At 61.9% G+C, this 16,608-nt stretch carries 24 protein-coding genes; 6 read left to right on the top strand and 18 right to left on the bottom strand.

The genetic code is table 11. The features are described 5' to 3' along the window. Positions 1-56 precede the first annotated feature (56 nt). The 5 genes from ASE89_RS19050 to ASE89_RS19070 form a co-directional block, all read right to left on the bottom strand. On the bottom strand, positions 57-1,418 hold the full coding sequence (locus ASE89_RS19050) for a phage major capsid protein (protein ID WP_082451789.1): 1,362 nt from the start codon (positions 1,416-1,418) through the stop codon (positions 57-59). Between the two features lie 19 nt (positions 1,419-1,437). Next, entirely contained in the window at positions 1,438-2,424 is a 987-nt protein-coding gene (locus ASE89_RS19055; RefSeq protein WP_201781567.1) for a head maturation protease, ClpP-related, read from the bottom strand. A gap of 8 nt (positions 2,425-2,432) precedes the next feature. Beyond that, the gene (locus tag ASE89_RS19060) at positions 2,433-3,620 is read right to left on the bottom strand and encodes a phage portal protein (protein ID WP_236701885.1); all 1,188 of its coding nucleotides are present in this window, start codon (positions 3,618-3,620) and stop codon (positions 2,433-2,435) included. Positions 3,621-3,748: 128 nt separating this feature from the next. Continuing rightward, the gene (locus ASE89_RS19065; protein WP_056681177.1) at positions 3,749-5,575 is read right to left on the bottom strand and encodes a terminase large subunit; all 1,827 of its coding nucleotides are present in this window, start codon (positions 5,573-5,575) and stop codon (positions 3,749-3,751) included. Further along, positions 5,568-5,999 carry a P27 family phage terminase small subunit gene (locus ASE89_RS19070; RefSeq protein WP_056681180.1) on the bottom strand — a complete coding sequence of 144 codons (432 nt, stop codon included), beginning with the start codon at positions 5,997-5,999 and terminating at the stop codon, positions 5,568-5,570. The genes ASE89_RS19065 and ASE89_RS19070 overlap by 8 nt, the downstream gene beginning before the upstream one ends. A gap of 194 nt (positions 6,000-6,193) precedes the next feature. On the opposite strand from ASE89_RS19070, the gene ASE89_RS19075 reads away from it, so the two are divergent. After that, the gene (locus ASE89_RS19075) at positions 6,194-6,490 is read left to right on the top strand and encodes a hypothetical protein (RefSeq protein ID WP_056681183.1); all 297 of its coding nucleotides are present in this window, start codon (positions 6,194-6,196) and stop codon (positions 6,488-6,490) included. A 17-nt stretch (positions 6,491-6,507) separates the two neighbouring features. Here ASE89_RS19075 and ASE89_RS19080 read toward each other — a convergent pair whose 3' ends face one another. From ASE89_RS19080 to nusG, 3 genes are all read right to left on the bottom strand, one after another. Then, entirely contained in the window at positions 6,508-6,840 is a 333-nt protein-coding gene (locus ASE89_RS19080) for an HNH endonuclease (protein WP_082451793.1), read from the bottom strand. A 913-nt stretch (positions 6,841-7,753) separates the two neighbouring features. Next, the gene (locus ASE89_RS19090; RefSeq protein WP_056681188.1) at positions 7,754-8,074 is read right to left on the bottom strand and encodes a hypothetical protein; all 321 of its coding nucleotides are present in this window, start codon (positions 8,072-8,074) and stop codon (positions 7,754-7,756) included. A gap of 173 nt (positions 8,075-8,247) precedes the next feature. Further along, a complete protein-coding gene (nusG, locus tag ASE89_RS19095) occupies positions 8,248-8,739 on the bottom strand; it encodes a transcription termination/antitermination protein NusG (RefSeq protein WP_156363580.1) in 492 nt (163 codons plus the stop codon). 231 nt (positions 8,740-8,970) lie between these two features. On the opposite strand from nusG, the gene ASE89_RS21660 reads away from it, so the two are divergent. Further along, complete coding sequence (locus ASE89_RS21660; protein WP_443024363.1) at positions 8,971-9,441, top strand: PilZ domain-containing protein; 471 nt, start codon at positions 8,971-8,973, stop codon at positions 9,439-9,441. Positions 9,442-9,477: 36 nt separating this feature from the next. Here ASE89_RS21660 and ASE89_RS19100 read toward each other — a convergent pair whose 3' ends face one another. The 3 genes from ASE89_RS19100 to ASE89_RS20645 all read right to left on the bottom strand — a co-directional run bounded on the left by ASE89_RS19100 (position 9,478) and on the right by ASE89_RS20645 (position 10,935). Beyond that, complete coding sequence (locus ASE89_RS19100) at positions 9,478-9,963, bottom strand: hypothetical protein (RefSeq protein ID WP_056681195.1); 486 nt, start codon at positions 9,961-9,963, stop codon at positions 9,478-9,480. Positions 9,964-10,081: 118 nt separating this feature from the next. Next, the gene (locus tag ASE89_RS19105) at positions 10,082-10,798 is read right to left on the bottom strand and encodes a hypothetical protein (RefSeq protein WP_056681198.1); all 717 of its coding nucleotides are present in this window, start codon (positions 10,796-10,798) and stop codon (positions 10,082-10,084) included. After that, positions 10,795-10,935 carry a hypothetical protein gene (locus ASE89_RS20645; RefSeq protein ID WP_156363582.1) on the bottom strand — a complete coding sequence of 47 codons (141 nt, stop codon included), beginning with the start codon at positions 10,933-10,935 and terminating at the stop codon, positions 10,795-10,797. Before ASE89_RS20645 ends, ASE89_RS19105 begins: the two co-directional genes overlap by 4 nt. 14 nt (positions 10,936-10,949) lie before the next feature. Here ASE89_RS20645 and ASE89_RS20650 point away from each other — a divergent pair, with 14 nt between their 5' ends. After that, positions 10,950-11,111 (top strand): hypothetical protein, encoded by a 162-nt coding sequence (locus ASE89_RS20650; RefSeq protein WP_156363583.1) that lies wholly within the window; start codon positions 10,950-10,952, stop codon positions 11,109-11,111. Between the two features lie 63 nt (positions 11,112-11,174). Here ASE89_RS20650 and ASE89_RS19110 read toward each other — a convergent pair whose 3' ends face one another. Genes ASE89_RS19110 through ASE89_RS20655 form a run of 6 tightly spaced genes read right to left on the bottom strand, consistent with a single transcriptional unit; the run spans position 11,175 to position 13,820 of the window. Further along, entirely contained in the window at positions 11,175-11,417 is a 243-nt protein-coding gene (locus tag ASE89_RS19110; protein ID WP_197977735.1) for a DUF2312 domain-containing protein, read from the bottom strand. A 26-nt stretch (positions 11,418-11,443) separates the two neighbouring features. Further along, positions 11,444-11,878: a hypothetical protein gene (locus ASE89_RS19115; RefSeq protein WP_056681202.1), complete on the bottom strand. Its 435-nt coding sequence runs from the start codon at positions 11,876-11,878 to the stop codon at positions 11,444-11,446. Continuing rightward, the gene (locus ASE89_RS19120; protein ID WP_082451795.1) at positions 11,875-12,963 is read right to left on the bottom strand and encodes a DNA-methyltransferase; all 1,089 of its coding nucleotides are present in this window, start codon (positions 12,961-12,963) and stop codon (positions 11,875-11,877) included. The genes ASE89_RS19115 and ASE89_RS19120 overlap by 4 nt, the downstream gene beginning before the upstream one ends. Positions 12,964-13,016: 53 nt before the next feature. Beyond that, the gene (locus ASE89_RS19125) at positions 13,017-13,454 is read right to left on the bottom strand and encodes a hypothetical protein (protein ID WP_156363584.1); all 438 of its coding nucleotides are present in this window, start codon (positions 13,452-13,454) and stop codon (positions 13,017-13,019) included. After that, positions 13,444-13,662: a hypothetical protein gene (locus ASE89_RS19130; RefSeq protein WP_056681208.1), complete on the bottom strand. Its 219-nt coding sequence runs from the start codon at positions 13,660-13,662 to the stop codon at positions 13,444-13,446. The genes ASE89_RS19125 and ASE89_RS19130 overlap by 11 nt, the downstream gene beginning before the upstream one ends. Further along, entirely contained in the window at positions 13,659-13,820 is a 162-nt protein-coding gene (locus ASE89_RS20655; RefSeq protein ID WP_156363585.1) for a hypothetical protein, read from the bottom strand. The genes ASE89_RS19130 and ASE89_RS20655 overlap by 4 nt, the downstream gene beginning before the upstream one ends. A 314-nt stretch (positions 13,821-14,134) precedes the next feature. Between ASE89_RS20655 and ASE89_RS19135 the strand changes: the two genes are divergently transcribed. Next, the gene (locus ASE89_RS19135) at positions 14,135-14,506 is read left to right on the top strand and encodes a hypothetical protein (RefSeq protein ID WP_056681210.1); all 372 of its coding nucleotides are present in this window, start codon (positions 14,135-14,137) and stop codon (positions 14,504-14,506) included. 171 nt (positions 14,507-14,677) lie between these two features. Here the strand turns inward: ASE89_RS19135 and ASE89_RS20095 are convergent, their stop codons facing one another. After that, on the bottom strand, positions 14,678-14,905 hold the full coding sequence (locus ASE89_RS20095) for a hypothetical protein (RefSeq protein WP_082451797.1): 228 nt from the start codon (positions 14,903-14,905) through the stop codon (positions 14,678-14,680). Positions 14,906-14,991: 86 nt separating this feature from the next. Here ASE89_RS20095 and ASE89_RS21405 point away from each other — a divergent pair, with 86 nt between their 5' ends. Both ASE89_RS21405 and ASE89_RS19150 read left to right on the top strand, forming a co-directional pair. Beyond that, entirely contained in the window at positions 14,992-15,693 is a 702-nt protein-coding gene (locus tag ASE89_RS21405; RefSeq protein WP_236701886.1) for a S24 family peptidase, read from the top strand. A 30-nt stretch (positions 15,694-15,723) separates the two neighbouring features. After that, positions 15,724-16,596 carry a hypothetical protein gene (locus ASE89_RS19150; protein WP_156363586.1) on the top strand — a complete coding sequence of 291 codons (873 nt, stop codon included), beginning with the start codon at positions 15,724-15,726 and terminating at the stop codon, positions 16,594-16,596. Positions 16,597-16,608 lie beyond the last annotated feature (12 nt).

The raw sequence follows: 16,608 nt of genomic DNA on the forward strand, positions 1-16,608 counted from the left end.
GTCATGCCGCGCGGCTTCGAAGAACCGGGCCAGCGCTAGGCCGGCCCGGCGAGAAGTTATGCGTTCACGGCGATCTTGAGCGCCCGCATCGGCTCAGGGTTGTGCACCCCGCCGCCCACGCGCTTGGTCGTGTAGAAGTGCACGAACGGCTTGTTCGAATACGGATCGCGCAACACGCGGATGCCGATCCGATCGACGACCAGGTAGGTGGCTTCCATGTCGCCGTAGAGTGCGGCAACGTTGCCAGCGCCCGCAGTCGGCATGTCTGGCATTTCGACGATCGGCGCGCCGTTCAGCGTCTGCGGCTGTCCGAGAGCATAAGACGGCTGCCACAGGAAGTTGCCCTGGCCGTCCTTCAGCTTACGCGCAGCGCCGAGGCTCTGGCGATTGATGTACAGCTTGGCATTCCCGGCGAACTCGCTGGGGAGGTCGTACATCAGATCGACAAAGCCATCGCCGGTCAGCTTTCCTGCGTCGCCGCTGTTGACCGCCTTGATCGCACCGTACGGATGGCGAGCCGCATTTGCGGCACCCGTGACATAGGTGAGGATGCCGTAGGGCTTGTTCGCCCCGTCGCCGGACAGGAACCCGATGCCTTCCTGACGGGAGAATTCGGTATCGACTTCCTGACCCAGCCACTCCTCGAGGTCGATCGCGGCGTCGTCCAGCAGCTGCTGGGAGATTGCCGGATTGGCGTAGAGTTCGCCCGGCACGAAGTCGAGCACGCCGATCTGCGGAGTCGTGGTCGCAGGGCGGCTAGCCGTTTCACCGACCCAACCCGATCCGACATTGCGGTCCGAAAAGTACTTCTTGAACCCGGCGACGCTGATCGTGATGACACGGCTTTCCGCACGCATCGGGCTGATCTTCTTCAGCTTCTCGCCGATCGTGCGATCCCATTCGATCGGCGCCAGATAGCCGCCGTCGGTGTCAGTGCCCTTCTGCATTGCCGCCCGCACCTCGGCCGAGGCGTTATCGCCCCGGCGCATGTGCGCCTTGAACGCCTTGGTATAGTCCGGGTCGGCCTTGATATCGCCGATGATCGCGCCGTCACCCAGCTTCGCGGCCGCGTTGATCCTTGCCTGATCATCGACAGCAGTCTGCAGCTCCGTGAGGGTGGCGTTGATGGCGTCGAGCTTGTCCTTGGTCAGGACGTCCGTCTTGCCGGCCTTGATCTCTTCGATCTCGCGAGCATGCGTCGTCTTGAACTCGTCGAATGCGCCATTCAGCGCACGGATGAGCGTGGCGGGATCGGACCCGTCAGCGCGAACCGTGCCCGCGATCGCGCGCGGCATAGCGGGCAGGGTAGGAGCCGTGAGCCGCAGCTTCGGTTCCGGCTTGGTGCTTGCTGCCGCCGCAAGGGTGCGGAACGGGTGGGCGAGCACCGTCGCCACCGCCACGAGGGCGGCCATGTTCATTCTCTTCATGGTGGAGCTCCTAGCTCTTGATGGTGGTGAGCAGACCCGCCAGCAGGCCGGTCAACTCGGTCTCGCCGCCAGCGCCTGGCGTGTCGGCTACAGGGGCAGCGCCTGGCGTGCCCTTGATCTTGGTGATGTGATCGCGCGCTTGAGATCTCGTATCGCCGCCGGCGACGAGCTTCAGTTCAAGCGCGGTGATCGCGGTACGCTCGCGGTCGGAGGCCTTCGCCTGCTCGTCTCGCGTCGTCTTGTCGGCCGTTAGAAGCGTATCCGCGAAGCCCCGCTCGATCGCGACGGACCCAGACATGTAGGTCTCATCGTCCATCCACTTCGCGCATTCGGCCGCGGTCCGCCCGCTGCGCTGCGCGTAAACGTCGGCCATCGCTTGATCGAATGGTGCCAGATACGTCGCGGTCTCGGCCATGTCATGGCGATTGCCGACGGCTACGACCCAGCAATTGTGGATCATGAGGAACGACGCCGCACCGATTTCGACCGTGTCACCTGCCATTGCGATGACCGACGCAGCCGACGCGGCCATGCCCATGATCTTGATCGTCACCGGCTGATCATGTTCGCGCAGGACGTTGTAGATCGCGATCCCCTCGAACATGTCACCGCCTGGCGAATTGATCTGAATCTCAACGGGGCGGTCACCGATTGCGCGCAACTGAGCCGTCACCGTCTTTGCGGTGATGCCCCCGCCAGACCAATAATCTTCGCCGATGGCACCGAACATGGTGATGACGTTGTCACCGCTCTCGACCGCGCGAATGCCTGCTGCATCGGCAGACCACTTTTCCAAGATGTTTGGTCGCGCCAATGCCGATACCGATCGATCGGCAGGCATGGGGAGGGCGCTAGGGCGGTCTTTGCCGTTCACGCTCGATATGGCACGCGGCATCGGTGTGCCTGGGGTGGCGACCACCGGCTTGCCCGGCAGAGGGCGGCCATTGAGGGTCAGTACCGCACGCGGCTTGCCCGGCGCTTTATGCTCGTCGGTCATGGTTGCTCCTAAGCCTCTGCTAGAGTTGCTGCGGCTGTAGTGCCGTTGCGGGGCAGCTCGTCGCCCCCCGCGATCGGGTTGCGGTCGAAGTTGTCGCGAGCCTCATTCGGGGTAAGGAAAGCCGCATTCGGACCGAGCGCCGCCTTGAAAAACTCAGCCTGGTCTTTGAGCGAGCCGCGTAAAAGCGCCCCGTCATTGTACTTGGCGTACATCGTGTATTGTTCAGCCGGCGTGAGCAGGCAGAACCACACGGCCTCCTCCCAAATGACGAACCATTGGAGGAGGCAGTATGTGACGAAAAACAGCCCCAGCTGTTCGATGCCGCTGCCCCAGCTGGTCTCATCGAACATCAGCAGCGGGCGCGGAGTGCCGGTAAAGCGCGATATCTCCTCCGCCTCCTGCTGGCGCAGCGCAACGAGCTCGTTGTCCTTCGCCGTGCCGGACAGCACTTTTGCCTTCAGCCCCTCCTCGAGTATCAGCCAATCCTCTTCGGCGTCTGCTCCCGAGAAGTTCTCTCGAAGGCTGTCGCGCAGATTGTCGATCGCTTCCGCTCCAAGCGTCTGATCGGTCTCAAGCGCGCCGCGCGCCATCGTACCCTTGTCAAGCAATCGACCAGCAGCCTGAAGCGCACGATGCGACAGGCCTAGCGTGTCGGCAGCGACGTCCAGCAGGGAAACGCCAGTCAGGCCGTCCAGAGAAATAGGGCCGCGGAAGTGAAAGATGTCTTCCTTGGCAAGCGTCACGGCGCCACCCGATTTGGGCTGGTACCGAAAGCTCAGCTCAAAGGTCGCTGAAAGCTGCGGCTTTACTGATCGCCGGGGGAGGGGGACAATTTGACGTACCGCGCCCCTCGACCGGACGATCAGCGCGAATGCATTGCCGTCGAGCAAGGCGCAAAGCTGCATGTAGCTCTTGAACTGAGTGGCGGATTGAAAGTCGTTTGGCTTGCGATGCAATACCCTGAACAAGGGGTGGTCCCGCGCCTTTTCAATCTTCCCGTCCGCAGCTCTGCGCATGAGATGAAGCGGCAGCATGCCTATTGAGCCGGAGATCAGCGACATGGCCCGAAAGAAGGTGCTGTTGCGAAGCGCAGCACGTTCATTGACCGCGATCCCTGCAACCCCGGTTCGACCGCCATCGCCGCGCATCATCTCATGAAGGGTCGGGTCTGCAAAATCGTAGGCTTGGTAGGCCATGATCGGCCCACCATGGCTCTGCCCAGTTGCCGCCTTGGCTGCGGCGATCGCGCGCGAAGGCGATAAGGACCTTCGCCCGCCAGCCTGGCGGCGATAATCATCAGGCGACATAGACGTACACCCTCCTGTTAGACGCGGATGATGCCGCGGGAGGCATACACGCTCTTTTTCTTCGTCTTCAGGCTGGAGACGGCAGCGCCGATCGCCATCGTGGTAGTGACCATGCCGTCGATACGCCCGCGTGATTTCTTCTTGTTGAACATGCGGTTGCCTTGACCGTCGGGGTCGATCGCGGCGTTTGCCGCGCAACTGTATGTGACCGGCGAATTGTCGATGATGACCCGCTGCGCGAGAATCGCGTCCTCGGTCTTTGTGATCGAGTGCGGCATGCAAAGCTGCCGGTCTTCGAACATAATGCGGGTGCCCTGGGCATGCGCGACGATCTTGAGCCCGCGTCCCGTTGGTTTATCTGGGCCGCCGTACAACCAGGCTTCAAGCCCGACCTCTGCACATGCGTCCATGAAACTCGAGATGAAGGCCGGATCGGCAACCATCTCGAGCACCTTGTGCTCGGCGTAGAGCTTGGACACCTGCATCGCGACGAAAGTGTAATCGATCGTCGCACCCGGCGTGGCGACCAGGAACCCATCCTCGACCCACTCGACGTAAGGGGCGTGATCGCGCTCACCTTTCTCCTTGAGGTGGCCGGCGGTGGTGCCCGCCGCTGTCCAATACCAGCTCTTCACCGCCAGGGGCTCGTCGCCGATTGGCTCCCAAGCCGCGCTGACCGCGGTTAGATCGTTCTTCTGCGAAAGATCGAGCGCCAGCCGGCAGAACCGGTTGCGCATCATCGTCTCATCGACCGGACCCTGCACAGCGGCCCACTTTTCCTCGTCGATCCAGAAGTCCGCCGATGCGGTATCAACCCCGAAATACAGTCGCAGGACGCTCGACTTGGTCGACGGCCGCAGCAGCGCGGAGGCAACCGTCTCGCGAATATTCTCGATCGGGAACGTCTCGCCCAGCGCCGGCAGCGACTTCTGCCAGACCTTCTCGTTCTCGAACACCGTCTCGCGATCGGCCTTGTCGATCCGCGCGACGAACGCGAACGCTGTGTCGTCGCGCGCCTCACCCTTGGCAATCTGCTGGTACATGTCCGAGTAGGACGTGCCGACATGCTGCGACGTGGCGGGCGTGTTCGTGCCCATCAGCATCAGCGCGTGACCGGCGACCTTGTCGATGCCGCGCTTCCACGTCTGCAACACGTTTTCGTCGGTAAGCTCATGGATCTCGTCGCCCGCGACATAGTTCGGTCGCGGACCGGAAAGGCTTTCGCCGCTGGCGATCGGCTGAAAGAACGACCCGCTGTCGGGATGCTCGATCTTCCAGGCGTTCTCCAATTCGCCGCGGATAACGACCTCGCCGAGGCCTTCCAGGCTTTCGCCTTCGTCATGCTCCGGTATCGTCGCGCGGCACATGGCCGCGGCGTCGCGGAACAGGACATTGGCGGTCTTCTTGTCCTCGCCGATGGCATAGCACTGGGCGCGCTGAATATCGCACCAGCCCATGATGTAGACGCCGATTGCACCCATCAGTGGCGACTTGGCCTGGCCTTTGCCGGTTTCCAGCCAGCCTGACCGAAACCGCCAACGGTCGGTTGCAGTGCGCCAGCCGAACAGCGAGCCCATGACGAACGTGTGCCACTCGAGCGGGTAGAACGGCTGGCCCGCAGATGGCCCGTCGGTGACCTGGAAAACCGACGGCAGGAAGTCGAGGGCATGGCCCGCAGCATCCGGTCGCCAGTAAATGCCGCGCCGCTCACCGTCACGCATGTCCCGCAGGTGCCGCTCGGCCGCATAGCGGACGAATTCACCAGCCGTGAACAGCTTCCCGTCGACCGCGGCTTTCGCCCATGCCGTCGTCGGATCAGGATCAGCGAGGAAACGATTAGCCACGCTGTTTTAGGAACCGCGCCGAACCCGTAGTGCGGGTTTGTTTCTTGACGACCTTGGCCCCAGCGCCGCGTTCGCGTGGTGAGATGCAGAGCTCCTTCTCGAGCGCCTGCGCCTGGCTCGCGGCGTTCGACATCGTCGTCCACCATGGGTTGTAGGTCGGGACGCCGGTCTTCTTGGCCTTGATCACCGGGCCAGATTTGATCACCTCCTTCGCGGATTGATCGAACGTGACGTATGCGACGACCAGTCGGATGACCGCATGCGAGTTGGCAACCGCCAGTTTCTCGGCGCCGCGCATCTCGCTGATGATGCTCTTCCAGTAGGACGATGCGGCCTCGCGGTCCGCGGCCCGGCCGAAGATGTTGCGCCAGTTCGGCTCCGGCGGAACGCCGTCACCCCCGACAATCTCGATGACCTCGGCCATATGGCCTCCCGCGGCGGACCGGTCGAAACCCTCCCCCCTCAAAAATTACTCGCAGTGCGCACGCCCCACGTGGTCGGTACGGGTGGGCGCCGGCCCCAGACTTTCGACCGGGGGGTGGGTCAGGCCGGGGAGCGCCTTGCGACGGCAACCCGGCCCGCTACGGTGACGGTGCGAACGACCACTGGAGCTGCAGAATGAAATATATCGACCGCACCTTCACCGACGAAAGTATCACGCTTGACGGGAACAGTTACGTCCGCTGCACTTTCGACGGCTGCGTCCTGTGGTACAACGGAGGCACGGTTGAGATCATCGGCGGGATGAAGTGGCTGAATGGTGGCAACATTAGATTCGGGACTGGCGTCGACCCGGTTCACAACGCTGTCAGCCAGTTCATTAGGCAGAATGCATCGGCCAGCGGCTTTCGGCCCGCAACCGACGATGAGATCGCCAGCAACGAAGCCGTTACCCCGAAGAAGGATCTCAGCTGAAATCTGCATACCCATCCTCACGATAGCGACTGGCGCTTGTTCCATGGATGATTCGCCGCTGTTGGCCGCCCTGCTCGATCCACGCCACCAGCAGGACGCGCCGTGGCGCCCTTGTCGGCCAGCGTCTTGGCGTCCGAGCAGTCCTTGCAGAGCAGCTGGTAGTTCGCTCTCTCGCCGGTGCCGCCCCGCGACAGCGGGACGATGTGGTCGGCTATGGTGCCCAGCGTCTCGATGCCCTTTGCTTTGCATTCACCCTCGCAGGTGATGACAGTGGCGAGCAGGTGAGCTCGCATCTTGTCGTGCGCAGTGCCATAGCCGCGCTGATGGCGGCTGACCTTAGACCAGCCCATCAGCGCCCACGCACGGCGGCACGGAGATCGATCGCTGCCTGCTCAGCTTGGTCGATAAGGCGCTCGCTGCGGCCATGGTGCCGAGACCCTGCTCGCATGTCTTCGGCAATAAGCAGCACGCGCATGCCGATAGCCTCAACGCGGTCAGCAGTAGCGGGTCGGAAGGTTGATGCCACACCATCTCCTGCGCCATTCAGCAACGTTGCTCTGAGGAATAGGGACACAGCACAACGCTCTCGACCACTCGCAGCAAGATTTCGCGGGCTGTTAAGCTATAAGCGTTGCCGGAGGGGACTTGACGACGCTCTCAGCAAGGCTCCCAATCAAAAAACGACCCGACTCGAGGTCGAGCATTGGAGAGATAAGATGCTGAGTACATTTGAGCGTAAAAGAGATAGGCCATCTGAGCGTTGCCGCAGCGAAGCCAATAGCGATCACGGCTCGGAGCAATCACCATGGCCTGACGATCATGTCGCGGATAATGACCACGGCTTACTCAACATCGCCGGCAATAATTCAATCGCGTATTCGGACCACGGATCCAGCACAAGGTCTCGATGAGACCGCCACTCAGGGGATTGGAAAGCCAGTCCCCTGAGTATTAATATCCGCGACGAGAGCATGCGACTGTTGCCATACCGTAGGACAGTCGCTCAGCGCATCGCTCCTGCGTGAGGGGATGAAGGTGGCTAGCCAATGCGCTTTCTAAGATCCTGCGAAAGTTGCTCTACATCCTCGATAAGCCGATCGCTGCGCCCCTGATGGCGCGACCCGCTCGACATCTCCTCGGCAGTCTGCAGTGTACGCATGCCAATAGCCTCTCCATGGTCAGCGGTGGTGAAGTAGAAGGCGCCTCGCGCTGCTCGTTCCATTCCGCACCTCATCTCACGATCAATTTCTTGGCGTCGTCAAATCACCGAGATTCTGCGCGCAAGCGCGCCTGTGCGCCCTGTGCCTTCGCGGCGCAGGCTTTGAAAATCCCCAGCGCGGCGGTTCCGGCGACAGCCGGCTGAGACTTGAGGGCTGCAGCAACAGTTGCGGGAACTTGTGCATCCAGCCGCCCCATATAGAACGCCGCCGTCAAATTCGCGACCTTCCGCGTTGGCTCGTTTGCGGCCTGCTCGCCGACGGCACTGGTTACAACCAGGCACCGGACATCGTCGTTCACCGTTTGCGCGTGCGCCGGAGCGGCAACTAAGATGGATGCTAGAACCAGACTGGCAACGTTCTTCATACAAAGTTCCTGAGCGTAGTGGACCTAAAAGCATAGGCCACATCAATGCACAAAGTAACGTCGCATCTAACCATACCGTGGGACAATCGCCCAAGTACCCTAATCGGGCCTCTGCGTTGGGGACGAGGGCAGTAAGGCGATGTCGCCAGCCGGTCACGCTCGTCGCGGGCTGCTCAAGCAGCTTTCTTCCTCACTGGTACATTGCGGGAACGAAGCTGTAAAGTCTCTACTTTCACCTCTTGCGCGCGCCCGAATAGGCTGACGATCACAGTCGTCGTCAGCCCATCGCTTAGATCGACGAAGCCCTTGAAGCCAGTGAATGGCCCGGTGGTGAAGGTGACCTCGTCGCCGACATCATATGCCTTGCCTCTTGCTCTGCCTGGGGATCTGCCGCTCGCTGGCAGTGAGGAAAGGTAGCTATCCTGCTGCATCACACGCAGCGGCGACAGCTCGCGATGCCGGACGAAGACGGTCTCTCCGTAGTACCGGAAGATCGAGAAGCGCGGATGCGGCGAGACGTCCATGCGCTCGATGTGCTGTAGGTCCGCCATGTGCACTCGTCTGGCGAACGCGTAAGTCGGTGCCAGCGGCACAATGCGATGCTCCGTGCTCTTGCTGCGCGGCACCCGGCGCTTGATGTGCTCAGTCGGCGTCCAAACGTCCATGCCCGCGCCTTGCAGGGATGCAACCAAGCCCAGCGTGCCAGGCCCCACATGCGCAGGATGCACCAATCGGAGGCCAACGGCCCAATGTTTCCCCGCCCCATCGTCTCAACCCTCGCTCTTGAAATAAAACTGAACCGCCATCGATCGCCGGTAACGTTTCGCTAACTAAATTGATTCAGTCGCTGGCAAACGTAGTCAGATAGAAGTTTGCTGTTCTCAGAGGAAACTGATGTGACTGCGACTGTAGCCAAGTTATATGACCAGCGCACAGCGCCCCGGCATTCCGTCGGCCTTGATGGCACCTTGCGAGACGATAGCAATCGTCCATACGAGATCGTTGTTTCTGACCTATCACTTACGGGATTCGTTATTCCGGGTTCAGCGGATCTTAAAATACCGTCGCGGATCGGCCTCGGGCTGACTGGCCTCGGTGGACGGTCGGCGCAAGTAGTTCGGAAAGATGGCCAAGGATGGTACGGCTGCGTATTCGACGTTCCGCTGACGGACGCGGAACTTAACAGCGTTGTCGCTGAGAAGCCAAAATCCACGGTCGTTTCACTACCTTGGACTCCAGATCCAATTTTCGACGCTCCATCGTTTCGAGACGAAAGGTTAAGTCCGCTTGTTAAGGTTCTGATCATTGCGGGCACCACCGTTGCCCTTTGGGGTGGTTTGGCCGCTGCAGTCTGGCCAAGCTTGTAACCGAGCTACGGGCGTCTATTAATGTCCTAAACATAATCATGCTGCCATCTGCTTGGGATCGATCGCTGCATTGTCACCAGGATCGATGCCGAACATGCGCACGTAATCCTCGCGGCTTGGCATTCGCGCCCCGCGGTTAGGGTTTCCGCCCTGCGGCTTTGGGCGGCTTGGATCGGCAGCCGCTGCGAACCGACCACCTAGTGCCGCGACGATCTCAGCCGCTTCATCCGGGCGGCAGCGCTCGGCGGCGGAATTACCAGCCCCGCGACGTGCGCGCGCTTCGATCAGTTGCGAAAGGCGCCACTGCCGCTGGATCCGCGGGGGGGCGGGCTGGCTCATCGCAGCAGCGCGGATCTCCGAGATCGAGGGGAAGAACTTCATCGTCCGCGCCGCGGCCATCGCGCCAGCCATCAGCACGTCTGCGGGAATATCGCTCAGCTGCTCGGCATAGACGTCGAGGCGGGCGCTGGCCTCTTCGACCGACACCCGCGCGGCGGGATAGGCGACCACCAGCTTTGCCATGACGCGATCAACGGCGCGCGGCGAGCTCGTCCGAGGCGCGGCGCGGTAGACGGCCAGAGCCTGCTCAGCGTCTACGAGTTCAACATCGGTCAGCACGGGCAGCCGGGTCGGCAGGGGGTCAGTCCCAAGCACCAGATCGGCCAGCCTCCCGTTCAACGAGGGCTCTTGCCATCGGGGTGAGGTCGTTACCGCGGTACGCTGGTCGACGGTCGTGAGTTCGTTTGCCATTGAAGCTCTTCCAGTTTTTGACCCAGGTTCTCCACGAAGCCTGCCAATCGAGGCTCTTCGTGCCTTGCGTGATGTGCCGGTCGATGAAGTGCTCGACCTGCTCGGCTTCGAGACCAGGCGGCCAAGCTGCCATCGCCTTGCCGGTGATCGAGTCCGGTTTGACGATCGGCGTGAAGTCGAGAGGAACAAGCGTGCCAGCAGTATCGTGCTTGCCCGCCACCTTCGGGGGTATGGTGGTTCTTGGTAGTTTGGGTGCCACTGTGGCGGGGGTCGGCGCCTCCCTGACGGGGGTGACTGTGTGACGGGGCGTCACTGTGGCGGGGGTGTCAGGCTGACGGGGGTGGACCAGATAGATCCGACCCCGGCCGGGGAGGTCTTGCCAGTTGATGTGGCCCGCATCTTTGAGCGCCTGCACTGCGCGCTGCACGCTGCGCTCCGACAGCTTGGTCTTGCCCGTCAGCCCGGCCGGACCATTGATCCCAGGCCAGCACTGAGCCTCGTCGTTTGCCATGACGGCGAGCACGTTCAGCACGCTCTGCTCGGGCGCACTGATTCCGACGACGCTCATAGCGGCGCGGCACAGGTCGAAGCCCGTCAGGAGCGTCACCGGCGGTTCTGCTCGGCGATCGTGCGGAGGGCCAGCAGTTCGGTGCTGATCGACTCTACAGCGCGCGCAATTCGGCAGAGCTGCCAGACTGCGTACAGCGCGATGATCATCATGAAGAGCTTGTCGCCATTATCCACTGTCAGAGCTCCACGTGCTGCATAGCGATAGCGTGCTTGAGCTCGGCGACCTTCGGCCGGGCGCGGATGAAGCGTTCGTGCTCAGCACGCGGCGGGCGGGCCAGCCGGCGAGCGCGAGCATCGGCGATCCCGCGATCGATGTCGGCGTCGAGCCGCGCGAGGCGGTCCTCGATTGATGGGCGCGGCTGGGCCACAGGGGCCCGACCGACGACGGCGCGTTTGATCAGGCCCCACATGGCTCAGATCATCCCCAGCGACTGAAGGTAGACCTCAAGGATCGCCTCCTGCTCCTGGTATTCTTCCCGCTTGAGCTTGCGGATCGACAGGATCTTACGGATCGCCTTGGGGTCGTAACCGCGGCCCTTGGCCTCGGCGAACACGTCCTTGATGTCGTCCGAGATTCCCTTCTTCTCTTCCTCGAGGCGTTCAGCGCGCTCGATCAGCAGCCGCAGTTCGTCAGCAGCCACTTGGCCGCCTCCCATGCCTTCGTTACGCTCTTCGGTCATTGTCATGCTCCTTGGTGAAGGGGTTTTGCGCCGGCCATCGCGGCGATTTGGGCGGGGCTGTAGAGCGTCAGGATCTTCGCGGTGGCGACCGAGCAGCCGAGCGATTGGGCCTTGCGCTCGAACATCTGCATCATGGCCCGCCGCAGCAGCTCTGACGGGTCGATCTTTACCGGGCGGGTTCTGGGCGCAGGCGTCGACTTCTGCGGCCTCGGCGGCCGCGGGCCCGCCCAGACGGGCTTCCCCTCGCGGATCATGCGCTTCCGTGCATACCAGATCTGCTCATAGGTGATGCCGGCACCCGACACGCTGGCAGTCAGCATCGTGTAGACGTCGAGCTGCGCGTGCGTGACGAGAAGCGCCTCGATCAGCGAACGCTGCGCTGCCACCGCATCAACGGCGAACGCCGGCGGGGTGGTGCCGTTCTTCGGGCGGGTCACGCTGCGACCTTAACGATGCGACGTCCGCCAGCCAGCCGGGTCTCGGAGATTGCTGCGTAATCAGGGTTCAGTTCGATCAGTGTGGCGTCGAGACCGATCTGCTCAGCGACCAGCCCAACCGTACCGGATCCCCCAAACGGATCCAGGACATGCCCGCGCGCGCGGCCGAAGATCGCGCAGATCCCGCCGCAATCATCTACGGCGCCGCACGCTGCACACGTCGTCGGCGGGCAGCCCGCGGCGATGCACCGGCGTGCGAGCTCGCGCGGGAAGGTCGCAAAATGCGCCTCGCGGCAGCCCTCGATATTGAAGGTCCAGACATTGCGGCCGTTACGGGTTTCGGGAACGTAGGTCTCGACCCAAGTGCCCGCGCGGTTCTGCCCGGCAGTCGAGCCCTTCGCAGGCTGGTACTGACCATCCTTGCGTCGCGCGTGGGCGTTGCCAGTGAGCGGCTCGCGCAGCGCGTCCGCATCGAAATAGTAGGCCTCGCTGCGGGTGAGCAGCCATATCTTCTCATGCACTGCCGCCGGCCGATCGGTGATCGACTCGGGCTTCGGGTTCGTCTTGTTCCAGACGATCTCAGACCGAACCCACCAGCCGTCATCCTGAAGCGCGATCGCCAAGCGGTTCGGCAGCATGCACAGGTCTTTCGGCTTGAACGACCCGCGCCCGTCGCCAACTGATCCGACGGTGCTTAACGGCTTGTCGCGAAAGGTGCGATCGTCGCTGCCATCCGCCTTGTATGCCGCCGCTGATTTGCCGTTGGGCGTGGCAGCGTGGCAATCGCCGTAGTTAATCCAGACCGTGCCGTGCATCTTCAGCACGCGCCGGACTTCGCGGAACACGTCGACCATGACCGCGAGATGCTCTGCGAAGGTCGGCTCAAGGCCGATCTGGCCGTCGACGTCATAGTCGCGCAGACCCCAATAAGGCGGCGACGTGACCACGCAATCGACCGACTGAGACGGCAGGAGACGCAGCTGCTCGCGGACGTCGCCGATCATGACGCGCGTGGCGCGCGCTGGCCGCAGGATACCGTCCGCAGAACCGGGCTCAACCGGCACTGCGCTATTGAGCGCGTCCATAGTCATCTCCGTTGCGGGGTTTTCCGCGTGTTATTCGTTGGCCGTAGAGGCCGTCAGGGAGCCGCGAATGGCTCCAGGATCTGGATCATCATCACCGCGTCGTCGCGCAGCTCGGCGCGATCAACGTGGCAATATCGGCCGTCGGCGCCGGCGCGAGCGAACTCGGCCGCACCGGTCATCAGCTTCGAGATCACCATGGCGGGGGCGTCGGCGGCCGGATCGAGCTCGCGCGCGCCCTGGCCGATGACGCTCAGCACCCGGTCGGTGAACTCGACGCCGAAGAAGCTGGCGAGGATCAGGAGATTGCAGCCGCTGGGGCACCGGCGATCGCCGCCGCTGGCGATCATTGCCGACAGGGTGCGCGCCGGGATCTTCGTGCCCAAAGCGACGTCCTCCACCGAGTGTTGCCGCCCGCGGCCCATCAGCAGGCCGATCGCCTTGCAGATCTCGTCCTCTGCCGTTTCCGGCGAAATCATCGAGCTATTCGTCACGGACATTGCCTTCCAGACCGAGGAAAGAGGTTTCATGGAAACTGAGACCCTGATCACCACCCCGAAGGCCGTTCGCCTTGCCGTAGCGCGCGCGCTGCTCGAGCATCGCAACCTCGTGGCGGCAGCAAAGGTCGATGCCCCAGAGCAGCACGGCCGAGCCGATCGTGATGATGATCACCATCGCGATGATCGACCAGTGGTCCGTCACAGGACGTTCCCTTCGGCGTCGCGCACGACCGCGCCGTATGCCGCCGCGTCCCTGCCCGAGAGCAGCGACTGGATGAAACGGTGACGCTGCCGGACCGCATGGGCGTGGCCCAAGGCGAAGCACGCAGCACACGCGATGCAGATCATGATGATGTTCATGCAGCTTTCCGATCACGAGAGGGACAAACCGGCGCTTGGCATGACCGAACCGCAATTGCGGCTCGGCAACCACAGGCGGTGCAGTGCGTGACGTCGAGGACCGGTGCCTCGATGTACGAAGGATCCGATGCAGCGTGGAAGCCGAACCGCTGCGCGCCGATCGCGATGATTGCGGTCGCGGCGCCTGCGACGCGGGACGGCTCCATGGTGGGGAGGGTGAGCAGCATCAGCGCAGCCCTTCTGGGGCCGGGCTTGCGGCCCGACCCCTTCCGGCTATCGTGCGGGTGTCGAGACCACCACGAAGAGGAATTCGAATGCCAGATGACAAACCACTCGGATGGCGCCCGTTCACCGAAGAGGACCGTGCGCGGCAACGCGCAATCGGATACGACGAAGAGACTATCGACGAGCTTGAGCTCTCCAACGTGTATTCGCCGAACGAACACGCGATTTGGGCGGTCGAACTGGGCGTGGCGATGCTGCACGCCGCTGGACGCCGACATGGACCAGACTTCGCGCGTGATGTGCTTTCAGCGCTGCAAAGCCGAGCCAAGAGGCTTTCTGGGAGCGAAAGCTCTGACGACCGTGTTGAGGGTGCGATGGTCGCGAATCTGGTTGCCACCATGGACTGGGATGCGGTCATTGCCCGAGCCTCGAATCCAGATTGGAGCGCCGAAGCCGATTAGACCGCTGGCGTTCATGTTCACGCATCTGGGCGTCGGGTTGATCGACGCTTCGAGTGGACTGAGCCGCGCTAACACCCCGGCGCATCCGCAGATGATCGACAATCAGGAAGGGAGCCGCAGCCGCGACGATTGCGAACGGAGCGGCCACGCCGAACACGAGCAACGCGTTCGTCATGCCGCTTCCTTCTGTTCGATGGGGGTGGTGGGGTACGACGCCATGAAGTCGACGATCCGCCGCGCGGTTTTTAAGGTTAGAGAGCGATCGGCTTTCAAATTCGTGATTAGATTTGCGTCGCCAATCGAAAGGCGGCCAAACGTCGATGGCTTGAGCGCATGCTTCGAGCAGAACCGATCAATCTGGGCCAGAATGTCCGCGTCGCTCGCCAGCGTCGTAACCATGACTGAGGTATAGTCGGATGTTTCCTACTTTTCAAGTCGGAAACTTCATGCTTCCGACCCAGCCTGTCGTGTGTGAAGCATCCGACATGGCGGACATAAGCGACTTGCGCGGAAAGCGCCTCTACGACTCCCTGATCGCATTGAAGCCGGCAGACCTGGCCGAGACCGACTGGGCTGTCTTGGCGAAGCTCAACCGCGGCTTTTTCTCCAACCTGAAAAGCGGGGAGGGTAGCCCGCGGCTAGTCTCGGTGCGAAAGTTACTCAATGCGGTGGGCAAAACTGAAGCCGACCTGGACCCAAACGCCCCGCCGGCGCCTTTACCCGCGAAACGTACGTCAAACGCGCAAATCGCAGCGAAGCCGGCCGACGCGGATGAAGAGTTCGAAATGGTCGAGATACAACAGATCGACTTGGCTTATGGAATGGGTGGGATGTTCACAGACGTCCCTATCGATATTGACGTCCTGAAGTTTCCCAAAATGTGGGTGCAGTCCATCACGTATTCACCGCCGGCGTTGCTAACGTGGGCGCGGGGGAGGGGGGACTCCATGGTTCCTACGATACATGATGGAGACGTGATCCTGCTTGATCGTTCGCAGACGAGGGTGACCGAGCAGGATGCTATCTGGGCGTTCACTGTCGGCGACCTCGGGTCGATCAAGCGGCTCCGAGTTAAGGGCGACCGGTATGTAATCCTCTCGGATAATCCCGCCGTGCCCGACGACGAGGAGCATCAAGATTTCGTCAGGATCGTCGGTCGGGTGATATTCGTCGGCGCAAAAAAATAACGTGCCGAGATCCAAGTAGGGGGGGCATCCTTGGCTACATTCGAGCTGCACCACTTATCTTTGGCGCCAAGAGCGCAGCCGGATCTATTTGATAGAGAGCCTGGCAAAGCCGCATGGATCAGGAGGGCATTTAGCAAGCAACGCACATTTGAGCACCGAGGCAACAATTTTCACTGGGTTCCATACGGGGTCAAGGCGACGGACGGCGCTGTGATTGGTGTAATCGAACGCCAATATCCGATCCAGCACTACGAAGCCCCCGAGGACGGGGGCAAGCCGACATCCTCAGATATATGGCAGGGGGCTGTGGTCACCATTGACCCGGAGCACCACGACGACGGCCAGAAGCTTGCTTTCGAACGCGGCACGAAAGTGGGCCAGCCGCTTGCCGTCCTTAGCTCACTGGTTGGAGCGATAAATACTCTTCCAGAAGCACCATACATTATCACGGTGAAAGCGATCTGGGATGAGCAGAGCTTTCAAACATTTGCTCGGCGTCACGGAAACTTGCTTCGCTCGATAACGTTCGACTTCGTCGTCCCGAACATGTTCGATTTGTCGGGAAAACTCGATGAGAAGCTTAAGCAGGTAGGCGAGGATACGGGCGCCCAACATGTGAAGCTCACATTGGAAAGCCCCGATGGAGTCAAAGCGGACGCGCCGGAGGTGCAATCGGGCGTAGCCTACGGCGCGAAAGGGCAAGCCACGCTCACTGCGACTGCCATGGACGGCGACCGATATACCTCGACGGACAAAGTGCGAACAACTAGGGTATCCAGTCTGATCGGGCAGGGTATGGCGCTCGTTGCCTTGGTCAGAGACAAGCTCGACGAGGTGCTCGGCCGAAACGATGTTATTCCAATTGCTCCTGATCGCGATCGCGACGGTGCTAGTCGTAACTAGCATTTGCATTCC

This window comes from Sphingomonas sp. Leaf30, from assembly GCF_001422525.1.
Taxonomy (GTDB): domain Bacteria; phylum Pseudomonadota; class Alphaproteobacteria; order Sphingomonadales; family Sphingomonadaceae; genus Sphingomonas; species Sphingomonas aerolata.